Source organism: Desulfoluna sp. CYM3A (assembly GCF_056829965.1).
Window position 1 is genome coordinate 814,304 of the sequence record NZ_CP186556.1, and the last position, 13,966, is coordinate 828,269.

At 56.0% G+C, this 13,966-nt stretch carries 12 protein-coding genes and 1 pseudogene; 12 read left to right on the forward strand and 1 reads right to left on the reverse strand.

The window, feature by feature from the left end:
• Positions 1-193: 193 nt before the first annotated feature.
• Genes ACOYW1_RS04385 through ACOYW1_RS04405 form a run of 5 tightly spaced genes read left to right on the forward strand, consistent with a single transcriptional unit; the run spans position 194 to position 2,830 of the window.
• Positions 194-400: a hypothetical protein gene (locus ACOYW1_RS04385; RefSeq protein WP_482421800.1), complete on the forward strand. Its 207-nt coding sequence runs from the start codon at positions 194-196 to the stop codon at positions 398-400.
• The gene (locus tag ACOYW1_RS04390) at positions 397-1,035 is read left to right on the forward strand and encodes a transketolase (protein ID WP_482421801.1); all 639 of its coding nucleotides are present in this window, start codon (positions 397-399) and stop codon (positions 1,033-1,035) included. Before ACOYW1_RS04385 ends, ACOYW1_RS04390 begins: the two co-directional genes overlap by 4 nt.
• 10 nt (positions 1,036-1,045) lie before the next feature.
• On the forward strand, positions 1,046-1,288 hold the full coding sequence (locus ACOYW1_RS04395; protein ID WP_482421802.1) for a hypothetical protein: 243 nt from the start codon (positions 1,046-1,048) through the stop codon (positions 1,286-1,288).
• Positions 1,258-2,052 (forward strand): transketolase family protein, encoded by a 795-nt coding sequence (locus ACOYW1_RS04400; protein ID WP_482421803.1) that lies wholly within the window; start codon positions 1,258-1,260, stop codon positions 2,050-2,052. The genes ACOYW1_RS04395 and ACOYW1_RS04400 overlap by 31 nt, the downstream gene beginning before the upstream one ends.
• A 1-nt stretch (position 2,053) precedes the next feature.
• The gene (locus tag ACOYW1_RS04405; RefSeq protein ID WP_482421804.1) at positions 2,054-2,830 is read left to right on the forward strand and encodes a hypothetical protein; all 777 of its coding nucleotides are present in this window, start codon (positions 2,054-2,056) and stop codon (positions 2,828-2,830) included.
• 997 nt (positions 2,831-3,827) lie between these two features.
• Here the strand turns inward: ACOYW1_RS04405 and ACOYW1_RS04410 are convergent.
• Positions 3,828-4,829: a YeiH family protein gene (locus tag ACOYW1_RS04410; RefSeq protein ID WP_482421805.1), complete on the reverse strand. Its 1,002-nt coding sequence runs from the start codon at positions 4,827-4,829 to the stop codon at positions 3,828-3,830.
• Positions 4,830-5,392: 563 nt separating this feature from the next.
• On the opposite strand from ACOYW1_RS04410, the gene ACOYW1_RS04415 reads away from it, so the two are divergent.
• From ACOYW1_RS04415 to ACOYW1_RS04445, 7 genes and pseudogenes are all read left to right on the forward strand, one after another.
• A complete protein-coding gene (locus tag ACOYW1_RS04415) occupies positions 5,393-6,289 on the forward strand; it encodes a LysR family transcriptional regulator (protein ID WP_482417345.1) in 897 nt (298 codons plus the stop codon).
• Positions 6,290-6,710: 421 nt separating this feature from the next.
• On the forward strand, positions 6,711-8,372 hold the full coding sequence (locus ACOYW1_RS04420) for an acetolactate synthase large subunit (protein ID WP_482421806.1): 1,662 nt from the start codon (positions 6,711-6,713) through the stop codon (positions 8,370-8,372).
• An 82-nt stretch (positions 8,373-8,454) separates the two neighbouring features.
• The gene (locus ACOYW1_RS04425) at positions 8,455-9,831 is read left to right on the forward strand and encodes an aldehyde dehydrogenase family protein (protein WP_482421807.1); all 1,377 of its coding nucleotides are present in this window, start codon (positions 8,455-8,457) and stop codon (positions 9,829-9,831) included.
• A 204-nt stretch (positions 9,832-10,035) separates the two neighbouring features.
• Positions 10,036-10,956 (forward strand): transposase, encoded by a 921-nt coding sequence (locus ACOYW1_RS04430; protein ID WP_482421808.1) that lies wholly within the window; start codon positions 10,036-10,038, stop codon positions 10,954-10,956.
• 650 nt (positions 10,957-11,606) lie between these two features.
• Positions 11,607-12,101, forward strand: coding sequence for a cytochrome P460 family protein (locus ACOYW1_RS04435; protein ID WP_482421809.1), 495 nt, complete (start codon positions 11,607-11,609; stop codon positions 12,099-12,101).
• 554 nt (positions 12,102-12,655) lie between these two features.
• Positions 12,656-13,630: an AAA family ATPase gene (locus tag ACOYW1_RS04440; RefSeq protein WP_482421810.1), complete on the forward strand. Its 975-nt coding sequence runs from the start codon at positions 12,656-12,658 to the stop codon at positions 13,628-13,630.
• Positions 13,631-13,742: 112 nt separating this feature from the next.
• Positions 13,743-13,934, forward strand: a pseudogene (locus ACOYW1_RS04445) (DUF58 domain-containing protein); the annotation flags it as partial.
• Positions 13,935-13,966 lie beyond the last annotated feature (32 nt).

The window sequence follows — 13,966 nt, forward strand, 5'->3', positions numbered from 1 at the left end:
TCTCGTATTCTGCCCCTGGGGGGCAGAATACGAAGAGAGTGTGCAGAAAGATTAGAACAGTCAAAATCACTGAAATTCATGCCAAAGCCGTCAAGACCTGTTTGTCAAACTTTTCAAAAAGTTTGGCCCCCGGCAGGGCCGCCGGAGGCATCTTCGTTGTGTACTTTTTTTTCGAAAATAAAGGAGATGGACCATGGCATTGACCGATGCGGAGATCAGGGAGCTGGAAGAGCAGGCCTGGCAGCTCAGGCACGACATCATCAACGTGACGGTGTGGGCGGGTGGGGCCCACATCGGCGGGGGGCTCAGCATGCTGGATATCCTGGTGCTCCTTTACTTCAAGTACCTAGATCTCCAGTCCGGCAGCCGCAGAGATGGCATTGGTATTGGGTGGTGGTGAGCAAGGGGCATGGGGGCGTGGGCTTTGCGCCGGTGCTGGCGCGCCGCGGGTATTTTGATTTTGACGCGCTGAAGACCTTCAATCAGTTCGGGTCGCCCTTTGGCATGCACCTTGATGCCTCCAAGGTGACCGGTGTGGATGCCTCCACCGGTTCGTTGGGGCACGGGTTTTCCATGGCCGTGGGGTTGGCCCTGGGGGCGCGGGCCCAGAACAAGGCGTGGAAAACGTATTGCATTTTAGGGGACGGGGAGTGCAACGAGGGGGCGGTGTGGGAGGCGGCCATGTCCGCGTCCCATTTCGGGCTGACCAACCTGGTGACCATCGTGGACCGCAACGGCTACATGATCGACGGGGCCACCGAAGAGGTGATGGCCCTTGAGCCCTTCAGCGACAAGTGGCGGGCCTTCGGGTTCCATGTGCTGGAGGTGGACGGGCATGATTTTGCGGATCTTGCGGGAGCCATCGACACCTCTCTTTCCGGTGACAAGGGGCCGTGCGTGATCATGGCCCACACCAAAAAGGGGCGGGGGGTCGATTACATGGAGGGCAACGTCAAGTGGCATTACGGCAGTATCGATTCCACCCTGGCCGATAAGGCCCGGGCATCTGTGGACCGTCTGTACGGCAAGGCTTAAGGAGGAGAGCATGAGTGAAGTGACCGGAACCACCTGGACCGTTTATGACGCCAACTCCATGACCCAGGCGGAGGTGTACGGCCATGTGCTGTGTGAGATCGGTGAGGAGCGGGATGATGTGGTGGGGCTTACGGCAGACCTGGCCAAATCCACGAAAATAGGTCTCTTTGGAGAGAAATTCCCGGATCGTTTTTTTAACGTGGGCATTGCCGGCGGCCCGGCGTGGCCGCGGGCATGGCGCTCTCCGGCCTGACGCCCTTTGTCTCAACCATGGCGGCCTTTGCCTCCATGCGGGCCTGCGAGCAGGTGCGCACCGATATCTGCTACCAGAGCCTCAATTGCAAGATCATCGCCACCCACGGCGGGATTTCCTTCGGAACGGCGGGCAGCACCCACAACGCCCAGGAGGATGTGGCCATCATGCGCTCCTTTCCCAACATGACGGTGATCATCCCGGCAGACGGCATCGAAACCGCCAACGCGGTGCGTGCCTGTGTCTGGAGCTACGACGGGCATATCCGTGTTGGCAGGGGGTTTGAGCCCACCTGGTACCACAGCGAAGATTACGGGTTCCAGATCGGCCGGGCCGTTACCGTAAGCGAGGGGACCGACATCACCCTTATCTGCTGCGGGGTAACAGTGCTCCAGGCTGCGGAAGCGGCCAAAGCCTTGAAGGAGGAGGACGGGTTGAGCGTTCGGGTGCTGAACCTTCACACCATCAAGCCCCTGGACGAAGAGGCGGTGCTGCGGGCTGTTCAGGAGACCCGGCGCATCATCACCTTTGAGGAGCATACGGTCCACGGAGGGCTGGGCAGCGCCGTGGCCGATGTGATCGCGGAAAGCGGCAAGGGGTGCGCCTTTGAAAAGGTGGGGCTGCCCGATGCCTTTTCCCTGGTGGGATATCCCGAAGATCTTTACGCCCATTACAAGCTCGACACCAACGGCATCATCGAAAAGGTGCGCGAGGTCATGGGCCGGGATTTTGAAGAGGACGAAGACTGGGAAGATGAGGTGTGACATGACCGAGAATCGAACACATCTTGCGACGCGTATTCTGCTCAAGGCCCTGTTTCCCGTGATGAAGGTGGTGGTGGCTGACGACCCGAAGATGAACAGGCGTTTTGAGGGCATATCGGCACGGGTGCGTTTTGCCGTGGCCGGTGACGGCGGGCCCTGGGGCACCGACGTGGTGTTTGAGGACGGGGCGCTTTCCGTGGACGGGGCCATGGAGGGGGATGCGGATGTCTCCTTTCGCTTCAAGAGCCCGGAGAGCTTCAACGCTTTCATGGCCGGAAAGCCTGTGGTTCCGGGAATTCGGGGCTGGCGGCATCCCATTCTCATCGGGAAGATGGTCTCGCTGCTCCTGGCCATGAAGATTCTCATGCCCGATGCCCGGCCAAAGCAGGAGGCAAAGCAGCGATTGAAGGTGAAGATGATCCTCTACATGATCACCACGGCTCTGAGCCAGTACAACAAGGGCGGGGATCCGGAGATGAGCCGGTGGACCGGAAAGCAGCCCGATCGCATTTACCAGATGTCCGTGGACGGCGAAGAGATTGCCGCCTATGTCCGGGTCAAGGCGGGCAAGACCAAGGCCGGGCGAGGGCTCTACACACGCAGGCGCCCCTTTGTTCACATCTGCTTTAACGGGATCCAGGGGGCCCTGCCGGTGCTTATGGGGGATGTGGAGTTTGTGGAGGCCCTGGGGCGACAACTCGTCACCGTGGAAGGCTCTCCCGAGTATGCCGCCAACCTGAACGATTACATGCAGAGGATCCAGGCCCTGATTGTCTGAATTCCAATGGGTACAACGTGGGAGAAGAGCCGCGCCGCATATCTATGCTGGTGCGGCTTTTTTTATGCAATGCAGAAAAACAGGGGTCAGGCAAAATTACGTTTAACGTTTAAAAAAGGGTCAGGCAAAAAAACGCTTCATCAGGTCACAGGTAGGGAGAGGTGGCATACCGACATATTCGGGTGGTGATTATCCGCTCTTGGAATACACGTGTGAAAGGTATTCAGCGAATTATCCGAGCTTTCACCCTTTGCTGTGCCGGGAAAAGTCAGGAGATGCGCCTGGTGTTGGCTTTTTCTGATGATTTATGCCTGCATGGTGTCTGGAATGAATTCGGTGCGTGGTCGCAGGGGAGGCGGGGGCGACGCGCTTTCGCCGGGGAACATTTGACAACGGGAGAACGGGTGTATTACACTTCGAAGTTACTTTACGGGTAATGCCTTTGAAAGGGTGGGCATTTTCATCCACACGTTTTTTTAAGCCTTAGCGTCCAGGGCTGTCTTCATGGGAGAAGTCCGCTCCGGCTGGTCGGGATTAAAAAGGACAAAGTAAGGGACGTTGTGTGGATGAAAATAACCCTGAAAAAAGAGGGGGGAGGAAAGGCCCGTAAGGAGGAAGTTGGGAAGTTTGGGAAGTTGGATCCGGGCCTTTTTTTAACCGGTTGATGATTTTCAGGGAGGTATAGCCTTTTTGGGACCATCAACCTTTGTTTGTTCCCCTTCGAACCCCCAACGCGGATGGGGGCTCGAGGTATTTCGTTGATGGAGTCCGGCTTGGAAGTGATGAAGAAGGGACGAACAACTTCATCAGGAACCGCACAACATCTTGATGCATAAGTATAAGATATTTTAAATCAGGTCAAATTCAACGTATTTAAGAAGTTTATCAATATGATTGATTTGTCCCCCCGGGGCGTTCCGGTTGCAGGGGCCGAAACCACAACGGGCCGCCTTCCTGTATAAGGTCGACGGCCCGTTGCATGACTTTCTGGTGCTGATCAGGCAAAGAGTGCGGACATCAGTCGGGTGACACCGAAGCCCCCGATGGTCAGCCACCCGAAGAGGATCAGGGCCAGCCATACAGGCTTCATGCCGACGCCCCTGATGCGGCTGAAGTTGGTTTCGATACCCAGGGCACACATGGCCATGGTGAGGATGAAGAGGTCCAGTTTGTTCCAGAAGGCTACCACGGGAGTGGGGATCACGTTCATGGAGTTGATACCGGCCACGACAATGAAGAGGACGGCAAACCAGGGAATGGTGATTTTGCCGCGCTTACCTTCCTCGGCCCCTTTACGGCGCCCCAGCCAGATGCTGATCCCGATGAGAAAGGGGGCGATGAGCATGACACGGAGCATTTTCACGATGATGGCAGAGGATGCGGCCTCCGGGGAGATGGCGTTTCCTGCGGCCACGGCGTGAGCTACCTCATGGATGGTGCCTCCGATATAGATCCCGAAGAGCTTTTCGCTGATGTCGAAGAAGCCGGCTTTGTAGAGGGCCGGGTAGAGAAACATGGTCAGGGTCCCGAAGAGGACAACCGTTGAGACGGCCATGGCACTTTTATGGGCATCGGACTTCAGCACAGGCTCTGTGGCAAGGACGGCCGCCGCACCGCAGATGGAGCTGCCGATGGAGGTGAGCATGGCCGTTTCATAATCCAGCTTGAAGAATTTGATGCCGAGGAAGCTCCCCATAAGAAAGGTCGATGTGGCCATGGTGACGCTTACGGCAAACCCGGCGGTTCCGACGGCTGCGATATCCTGGAAGGTGATACGGAATCCATAAAGGATGACACCGAGCTTCAGCAGGGTACGGGTGGCAAACACGATGCCGGGCACCCACCTGGCGGGCAGTGCCATGCGCAGGGTGTTGCCGTAAATCATGCCGAGCATGATCCCGATGATCAGGGGGCTGACCCCCATTCTTTTGATGGGCGGAAATTCAGAACAGTAGATAGCTGTTGTGGCGAAAAGGGTGACGAAAAGGAGGCCGTTCATGGCATCTTTACGACTTTCTGCTGGAAAAAACATCGGTTACCGCTCCTTGTGTCCTGCTTTGAGTGGTCCGTTTAACGGGCCGAAATCGTGTGCGATACGTTGTGTCAGTTCGTCGGTGGCGTGAAGAAACACCTCTCCTGTGCCTTGCATGGGCAAGGATCCGGCGTTATTCAACGTGTGGGAGACGAACGTGAGTCAGGGTGTTTTGCATGGCTTTTAACCCAACGTATCCGGCCATGCGTTTCTGTCCCGGGGGGTGGAGTTTTTTTCAGGGTGTATCGGGCACCGGGCGGTGAGGACGTGCACGTGTCGCGCCGCCCGGTGCCGTGGAGATACAGACTGCTTTTTTTGTTGCTCCACTCCGTGAAGGAGATGAGCTTGTTTTATGAATAGGGCTGTGATAAGTCAAATTCATTGTATTTAAAAAGCTCATAAAAATATTTGATTTTTGTGGGTGATTGGTTTAAAATTCAAGGTGTTGTTTCGCGGAAAAGCGTTCAATGCCGGGGGAAAAGCAGACATACCGGCACGTTTCGGTTCTATATCAAGGAGATGATGTTACCATGCAGATGCGCATGACATTACGGCAGCTGGAGTTGTTCCTGGCTCTGGCAAAGAGGCCGCACATCGGGGAAGTGGGCAAAGAGGTGGGGCTGACTCAGTCGGCCGTATCCATGGCCATCAAGTCCCTGGAAGAGATTCTGGAGACGAGGCTTTTCGATCGGATCAACAAAAAGATCGTGTTGAATGAAAACGGGCGGCTTTTCCTCGGGCGGGTGGAGCACCTTGTGCTTGGCCTGAAGGAGGCGGAGTCCATTTTCAGGGATGAGCACCTTCATGGAGAGATCCGTGTGGGGGTGAGTTCGTCCATCGCAAACTATATTATTCCGAAGATCTTCTACAGCTTCATGCAGACCCACGACGGGGTGAGCTTTAAGATGGAGACGGGCAACACCCATGAGGTGGCCTCTCTTATTGAAAGCGGCCGTGTGGACATGGGGTTCATCGAAGGGGAGTACGACGGCCTGGATATCCAGCACGAGGTCCTCGGCAAGGATGAGCTCTACATTGTCACCGGGGATGCGTCCCTGGTGCGGGAGGAGCCCTACCGCATGGAGGAGCTTCTCGGAAGGCGCTGGGTGCTCCGTGAAAAGGGGTCCGGTACCCGAGAGACCTTCATGGGCCATTTGGGGGATCTGTCCAAAGCGCTGAACGTCTATATGGAGCTGGACCATACCGGTGCGGTAAAATCGATTCTGTCCAACAGGGACACGGTTTCGTGCCTTTCCCGGTACAGTGTGCAAAAAGAGCTGAAATACGGCCTTTTGTTCAGGCTCCCCGTGGAAGGGTATTCGTTTACGCGGTCCTTTTATACCATCTGGCACAAAAACAAGTTCATGAGCTCGCTCATCACCGCCTTCATTGAATTTACCCGTAGCTGGGACGGCATGTCGCGCTAAGCCGCTCCTGCCCTGCCATTTCCCCATGGGTCACCCTATCTAAGGTTGCCCTGCCGGGGCATTGCTTGTCCCGGCAGGGTAACTGTGATAATTTGGTGTCATAATAAATTGTTGTCCTTCCATCTCTTTTTGCGCCGACACCTGCGAAAACCGAGTCTTCCCTTCCTTACTATACAGCCAGCCCATAAGAACGCACCTAACGCCTTTCCTCGGGCAGGCCCGCCGAAGGCAGGCTTTTCCATTCACTTGAACCACAGAAGGCAGGAACGGGCTGCATCGCGTCACAAGGTCTTTAATCCTCATGCAAGCTGAAGGACGAACTGTTTTCCTGGCAGCCTGATCAATGTTTTGTTTGTGGGATTTCTCTTTGCTTGCGGCGGTGTCGCGGTGCCGGAAGCCAAACCTTTTCGGGAGAAGCCTCATGTCCCCTTCCGGCATTCCTTTGAAAACCTCGGAGCTTCTGGTGAAAGCCCTCGAAGGAGAGGGCGTTCGGCATGTGTTCGGCGTGCCGGGTGAGGAGAACCTCGATTTTCTGGAGGCCCTTCGCACGTCCACCATCCAGCTGGTCTTGACCCGGCATGAGCAGGCCGCTGCCTTTATGCGCTCGGACGTTGTCGGACGGCTTACCGGTCGTGCCGGGGTGTGTCTGGCCACCCTTGGCCCAGGAGCGGCAAATCTCGTGACCGGTGCGGCCTACGCCCGGCTTGGTGCCATGCCCATGGTGATGATCACCGGCCAGAAGCCCATTACCCGGAGCAAGCAGGGGCGGTTTCAGATCGTGGATGTGGTGAGCATGATGCGTCCCCTGACGAAGTTCACCCGTCAGATTGTCCATGGGAACACGGTCCCTGCCCTTGTCCGCGAATGCTTCCGCCTTGCCGAGGAGGAGCGGCCTGGGCCGGTGCATCTGGAATTACCCGAGGACATTGCAGGCGAGATGGTGGAGGGCTGGCACCTGATTCCGCGAAGGATCCTATTAGTTGTGCACCGTACCTCCATTGAAAAAGCGGCTGAGATGATTGAGGCGGCTGTCTCGCCGCTTCTGCTTATCGGGGCCGGGACCAACCGAAAGCAGGTGATCGAGCCGTTGAAGGCGTTCGTGGAGAAGACCGGGATCCCCTTTTTCAACACCCAGATGGGCAAAGGCGTTATTGGCGGGGCCCATCCGTTGTATATCGGCACTGCGGCACTGTCGGATAACGATTACCTGCATTGTGCCATCGACCGGGCGGATCTCGTGATCAACGCAGGTCATGACGTGGTGGAAAAACCGCCTTTCTTCATGGTGCCCGGGGGCAAGACGGTGATTCATGTCAACTACAGTCCGGCGGAGGTGGACACCGTCTATTTTCCGCAGCACGATGTGGTGGGGGACATCGGCAACAGCTTCACGCGACTTACGGAGAGGCTTGCCAAGAGTGACCACCACGACTTTTCCTACTTTATGAAGATCCGCAAGGAGGTGCTCGGGCATATGGGGATGGACGCCGACTCTCCCAGGTTCCCTTTGTTGCCCCAGAGGGTGGTGGCGGATGTTCGCAAGGTGTTGCCGCCGGACGGTATCGTCGCCCTGGACAACGGTATCTTCAAAATCTGGTTTGCCCGAAATTACAGGACCAACATGGACAACACCATCTTGCTGGACAACGCCCTGGCCACCATGGGGGCCGGGTTGCCGTCGGCCATGGTGGCGGCCATGCTCAACCCCGGTCGTCGGGTCATGGCCGTCTGTGGGGACGGAGGGTTCATGATGAACTCCCAGGAGATGGAAACGGCCGTTCGGTTGGGCCTCAACCTGGTTGTTCTGGTGTTGAGGGACGACGCCTATGGAATGATTCGCTGGAAGCAGTCCATGGTCGGGTATGCGGATTGGGGCTTGGAATACGGGAACCCTGATTTTGTACTTTATGGAAAGGCATACGGCGCAGGCGGGCACCGGGTGGCGAAAGCTGACGCGTTGTTGCCGCTGATGGAGGCGTGCTTTGAGAAGGGAGGGGTTCATCTTATTGAGGTGCCGGTGGATTATTCGGAAAACCAGCGGGTCTTGATTGATGAGCTGGCCGCCCGGGTGTGCCTGTTGTGATTGGTGACGGCGGGCAGCCTTTTGCGTCGCTTTATGGGGCGGACTCATTGAACAATAAACAGAATTTTATGAGGAGGACGATATGAAGGTGGAGGTGCGTTCCCCATGGGATGGGAAGGTTCTGGAAACGTTGCATATGGGCGGTATCGCCCATGTGGATGAGTTGCTGCACAAGGCCACGGGGGGTCTTCGGAGTTGCAAGGCGTGGCTTCCCGTGTGGGAGCGTCGGGAGATCCTGTTGAAAACCGCGGCTGATGTGAAGGCGCGGCATGAGGTGCCCCCTCTTGCGCGGGAAGGGGGAAAGCCCCTCATGGACGCCAGGGTGGAGGTGACCCGTGCCATCGGCGGCATTGAGCTGGCCGCAGAGGAGATGGGCCGCATGTCCGGTCGGGAGGTGCCCATGGGGCTGACTCCTGCCTCCACCGGACGTCTTGCCGTGACGATCCGGGAACCCATCGGCGTGGTGGTGGCGGTGAGCGCGTTTAATCATCCTTTGAACCTGATTGTTCACCAGGTGATGCCTGCGGTGGCCACGGGATGTCCGGTCATTGTCAAGCCGGCCACGCGGACGCCTCTGTCATGCCTGGCGCTGGTGGAGTGTCTGCACAGGAACGGACTTCCCGAAGCCTGGTGCCAGGTGGCGCTCCTCGGCCGTTCAGAAGCAGAAGCGCTGGTGACGGATTCCCGCGTTGATTATTTCAGTTTCATCGGCTCGGCAACGGTGGGGTGGGGGCTGCGAAGCAAATTGGCGCCGGGGACCCGGTGCGGCCTTGAGCATGGGGGAGCGGCTCCCGTGGTTGTGGGAGAAGGGGTTGACCTGGACCTTCTGGTGCCTCCCCTTATGAAAGGTGGCTTCTATCATGCCGGGCAGGTGTGTGTGTCGGTTCAACGGGTCTTTGCCATGAAGGGCATTGCAGGGGAGCTGGCAGCCAAGATGGCCCAGGCCGCATCGACACTGATTGTGGGGGATCCCACCGACAGCACCACCGATGTGGGGCCTTTGATTCATTCCGGGGAAGCAGACCGGGTAGATGAGTGGGTGAAGGATGCGGTCAAGGACGGAGGCCAGGTGCTGTGTGGCGGCGTCAAGGTGGCCGAATGCGCTTACGCCCCTACGATTGTTATGGCACCCCCCGAAGCGGCCCGTGTTTCCACGGAAGAGATTTTCGGGCCGGTGATCTGTGTCTACCCCTGTAAGGACGTAAACGAAGCGGTGCGACGCGCCAACGACGTCAAGATGGCTTTCCAGGCCTCGGTGTTTACCCAGAATATCGATACCGCCATGCACGTTGCCCGTCACCTTGACGCATCGGCTGTCATGATCAACGACCACACCGCCTTCAGGGTAGACTGGATGCCCTTTGGCGGCAGGCGTGAGAGCGGCCTGGGTGTCGGGGGCATCGGCTATACCATGCGTGAGATGACCCAGGAAAAATTGATCGTTCTTCATCACCGGTAGGGGTTCAGGCTTGGGCTCATTACCCAACCGCTTATAAAACAAAAAAGGGTCAGGCAAATCAACTTGACAAAATTCCTTGTATCATGTCACATGATTATGTGTTGAAAATTGCACGATATTTTTTGTCTCTTGCCATGATTCTTTTCAACTCAGAACCAGCATCCCGTCATTTCGATGCCATATGATTCGATAAGGAGGTTATGTATGCCTCGCAGCCTTCGAATGCTTGTGCCGGATCGGGCCTGTGCCTATCACATTATTTCTCGAACCGCCCTGGACGGGCTTCCCTTTGACCCTCGGGACAAAGATGAGTTGGTACGGCTCATCAAATGGCTCAGTACCGTCTATTTTGTCGATGTTCAGGGGTATTGCATCATGGGGAATCATTTTCATATCCTCGTTGTCGTGCATCCTGATCTCGCCGCAACCGATGCTGAAATAAGGCGGCGATATGTTTTGCGGTATGGCTCCAAACGCGTGTTTCCAGAGTCGGAGATGGCACGGTTAAAGTCGAAATGGTGCAACCTTTCAGAATATGTCAAAGAGGTAAAACAGACGTTTTCGAGGTTTTATAACAAGAGAAGGGACCGGAAAGGGACGCTGTGGGGGGATCGATTTAAAAGCGTCATTGTCGAAGATGGTGGCGCGATGCTCAACTGCCTGGCGTACATAGACCTAAATCCTGTCAGGGCGGGGATCGTCAATCGCCCGGAGGATTATCGCTGGTGCTCGCTGGGGTACCATGCGCAGACCGGGAACCGGGACACGTTTCTGTGCGATGATTTTGGCCTTTTGGAATTCGGAACGTTTTCTTCGGACGAGCGACTCATCAGGTACCGTGAATATGTCTACCATGCCGGTGCCATTGACAAAGTGGGAGCCGCAAAAATTGAAAGCAGTATCCTTGAAAAGGAAATTAAGAGCGGTTTTCGAATAGGTAAGGCAAAGTGCTTGGAATATCGTGCAAGGTTTTTTACGGATTCCGGTGTCATCGGCTCCCAGAGTTTTGTTGAAGGGATGATTCATCATTTCAAATCGTCTGTTCCGGCTAAGCGAAAAAGGGTTCCCCGTGAAATATCAGGGTTCGAGGGGCTGTTTACACTGAAGCGTTTGAGCCGTGTCTGAAGGGTTTGGCTTATGGCGGACTCACGCTGGGTGTGTTGGCAAGGTGACGTGCGCGTGCAGAAAGGATCGGGAGATCAAGAGCATCCGGTGGCCGCGTGGTTTTGTCTTCTTGATAAAGAGCAGTAAACGGAAAGGCGGATCTTGAGGGGACGCTACACGTATTTTTACCGGGACGGTTGTTTGCCTGATGGCATATGAAAATTTAGTTTCTTTTATAACGAGAATTACTTCCATAAGCGTTGTCGGCTGAGTGGAAAGCCGTCTGCATATTTGTCCGAAGAACGGATTTGTTTTTTGTCAATTTTTTGCCTGACCCTTTTTGTTTTCCAATCCATCCTTTCGTTCTCCTCAATTGGCATCGAAACCATACTCGACGTTTTTTAAGAACATTTGCCTGACTCCTAAAGAAAATAAAATTGTGCAGGGGATGAAGAATGATGTATAGTGTGATGGTTGAATGTTATGAATCCTCAATGGGTTATATCTGTCGCGTTCCTTTCTTCCACCGATCCTGAAAAGACTCTGAGCCTGTGGCATCGCCTTTGTTTTGCCCATCATGGCAACAGCGCCCCGGAGTGCTTCAAACACGGGGCTTCACGCAACGTATACACCAACAACAGGGATACCAAACCAGAAGAGGGAGAGCCGCCATGAAGAAACGATGGATGCTTGCCGCTGTGGTCGTGTGGATGATTATCGGTGTGGGGGTGGTCAACGCCATGAAACCGGAGCCCGATCCGGATAAACTGTGGCGATACATCACCGAGGTGTCCGCCTATGATTCCTGGGGATTCTGGGGAGATCACGTCGGGCTCCAAGCCGGGGGCGCGCCCCATGGACCCTTCCACAAGGTGTTTGTGAACAAGCTGGGCCTTGATTCCAAAAAGCCCCCCGTGCGGTACGGCACCCTTATTGTCAAAGAGAATTACGGTGATGAGATGGGAAAGGATTTAAAAGCCGTCACGATCATGTACAAAGTCAGAGGCTATAATCCCGAGGCCGGCGACTGGTTCTGGGTAAAGTACAGCCCCGAGGGGAAAGCGGAAAAATTCGGGCGCCCCCAGGCATGCATCGATTGCCATGCCTCCATGGTGGATCAGGATTACATCATGGTTCACGGGTTTGGTGTGGAAGGAGTAAACTGACCCAGGCCACAAGGCACGGGCATTCTTTCTGACTCGTCCCCTGAACAGGGACCGGAAACAGATGTGTTTCCGTCGGCGTAACATTACAAAGAAGTCATTTGTTCTGCTGTTGTGACGGGGTGTAAAGTGACCGCATGTTTCCCTTTGGGAGATATGCGGTTTTTTTTGTGTGAACCTTATGGAAAGTGGTTCGGCAGGGGCCTGTACCGGTTTTGTTCCCCTTGAAACCTGACCCCAAAATGATTATATATTTGCTGCCATTCTTTGACGCAATGGGGCTGTATTTTGACGTCCTGCGTGCTTTGGTAAAGGAAACGATCGCAGGGTGTTGTATGGACGATCCTCTGGAATCCCGTAACAGGGAAACTGCAACCTGTTTTCGAGAAACATGCCGCTACCGTGGCTTTGCCACCCTCGTCGTCGGAGCTTGTTTACTCTGTTATCCTGAAATGGAGCAGCGGACCTGGAAAAAACGATGACTGCCGCGTGATTGTGTTGAGCCCCAAACGTGTTCGGGTTGAACCTCATGTCTGAGCTGACCGGAGAAACTACATATGGAAGAACTCAAAGCAAAAGTGGAAGAGGCCCATGGCCGTATCAACGCCGTTCGCCAGGAGATCGGCAAGGTGCTTGTGGGACAGACGAAATTGGTGGACGGGCTGCTTATGGGGCTTTTCACCCGTGGGCATATTCTCATCGAAGGGGTGCCGGGCCTTGCCAAGACCAGCGCGGTGAAGGCCGTTGCCGACGCCGTGGACGCCGACTTCAAGCGCATTCAGTTCACCCCGGATCTGTTGCCGGCAGACCTTGTGGGAACCGAAATCTATCGCCCCCAGTCATCGGATTTCGTCACGCGCAAAGGGCCCTTGTTTCGCAATATTATCCTTGCCGATGAGATCAACCGGGCCCCGTCCAAGGTGCAGTCCGCGCTGCTGGAGGCCATGCAGGAACGCCAGGTGACCATCGGAGACCAGACCTTCCCCCTTCCCGACCCATTTCTCGTTTTAGCCACCCAGAACCCCATCGAGCAGGAGGGAACCTACCCCCTTCCCGAAGCCCAGGTGGACCGCTTCATGTTCAAGCTCCTCGTGGAGTACCCCAGCAAGTCCGAAGAGAAAGAGATCATGCGCCGGGTGGGCTTCGAGGTCCCGGAAGCGATTCGTGCGGTCCTCTCCCCCTCAGACCTTTCGGCCATCTTCGACCTGATTCATGAAATCTACATGGACGAAAAGCTCCGGGACTACATCGTGGACCTGGTCTGCGCTACCCGCGAGCCTGCCGAGGTGGACGACGACCTTGCCGCATGGATCCGGTTCGGCGCCTCCCCCCGGGCCACCATTTTCCTGAGCCTTGCGGCACGTGCCTGGGCCTTTCTCCAGGGCCGCACCTACGTGACCCCCCAGGACGTCAAGCAGATCGCGCCGGACGTCCTGCGCCACCGTATCATCGCCTCCTACGAGGCGGAAGCAGAGGACATGACCACAGACACCATCATCGAGCGGCTCTTCGAGAGGGTGGAGGTGCCCTGATATGCTGCCTGCCGAGGTGCTGAAAAAAATCAAGCGGATCCACATCCGAAGCCGCCGCATGGCCGATACCATGATGGCGGGGCACTACCGATCTGTCTTCAAAGGCGCGGGCATGGAGTTCGAAGAGGTGCGGGAGTACACCCCCGGGGACGAGATCCGCAGCATCGACTGGAAGGTCTCCGCCCGCATGGGCCGCCCCTTTATCAAGCAGTTTCGCGAAGAGCGCGAAATGGTGGTGATGCTCCTCATCGACATGAGCCGTTCCGGGTTTTTCGGAACCGGGGAGAACTTAAAGGTGGACAAGGCCGCGGAGGTGGCCTCGGTCATCGCCTTCAA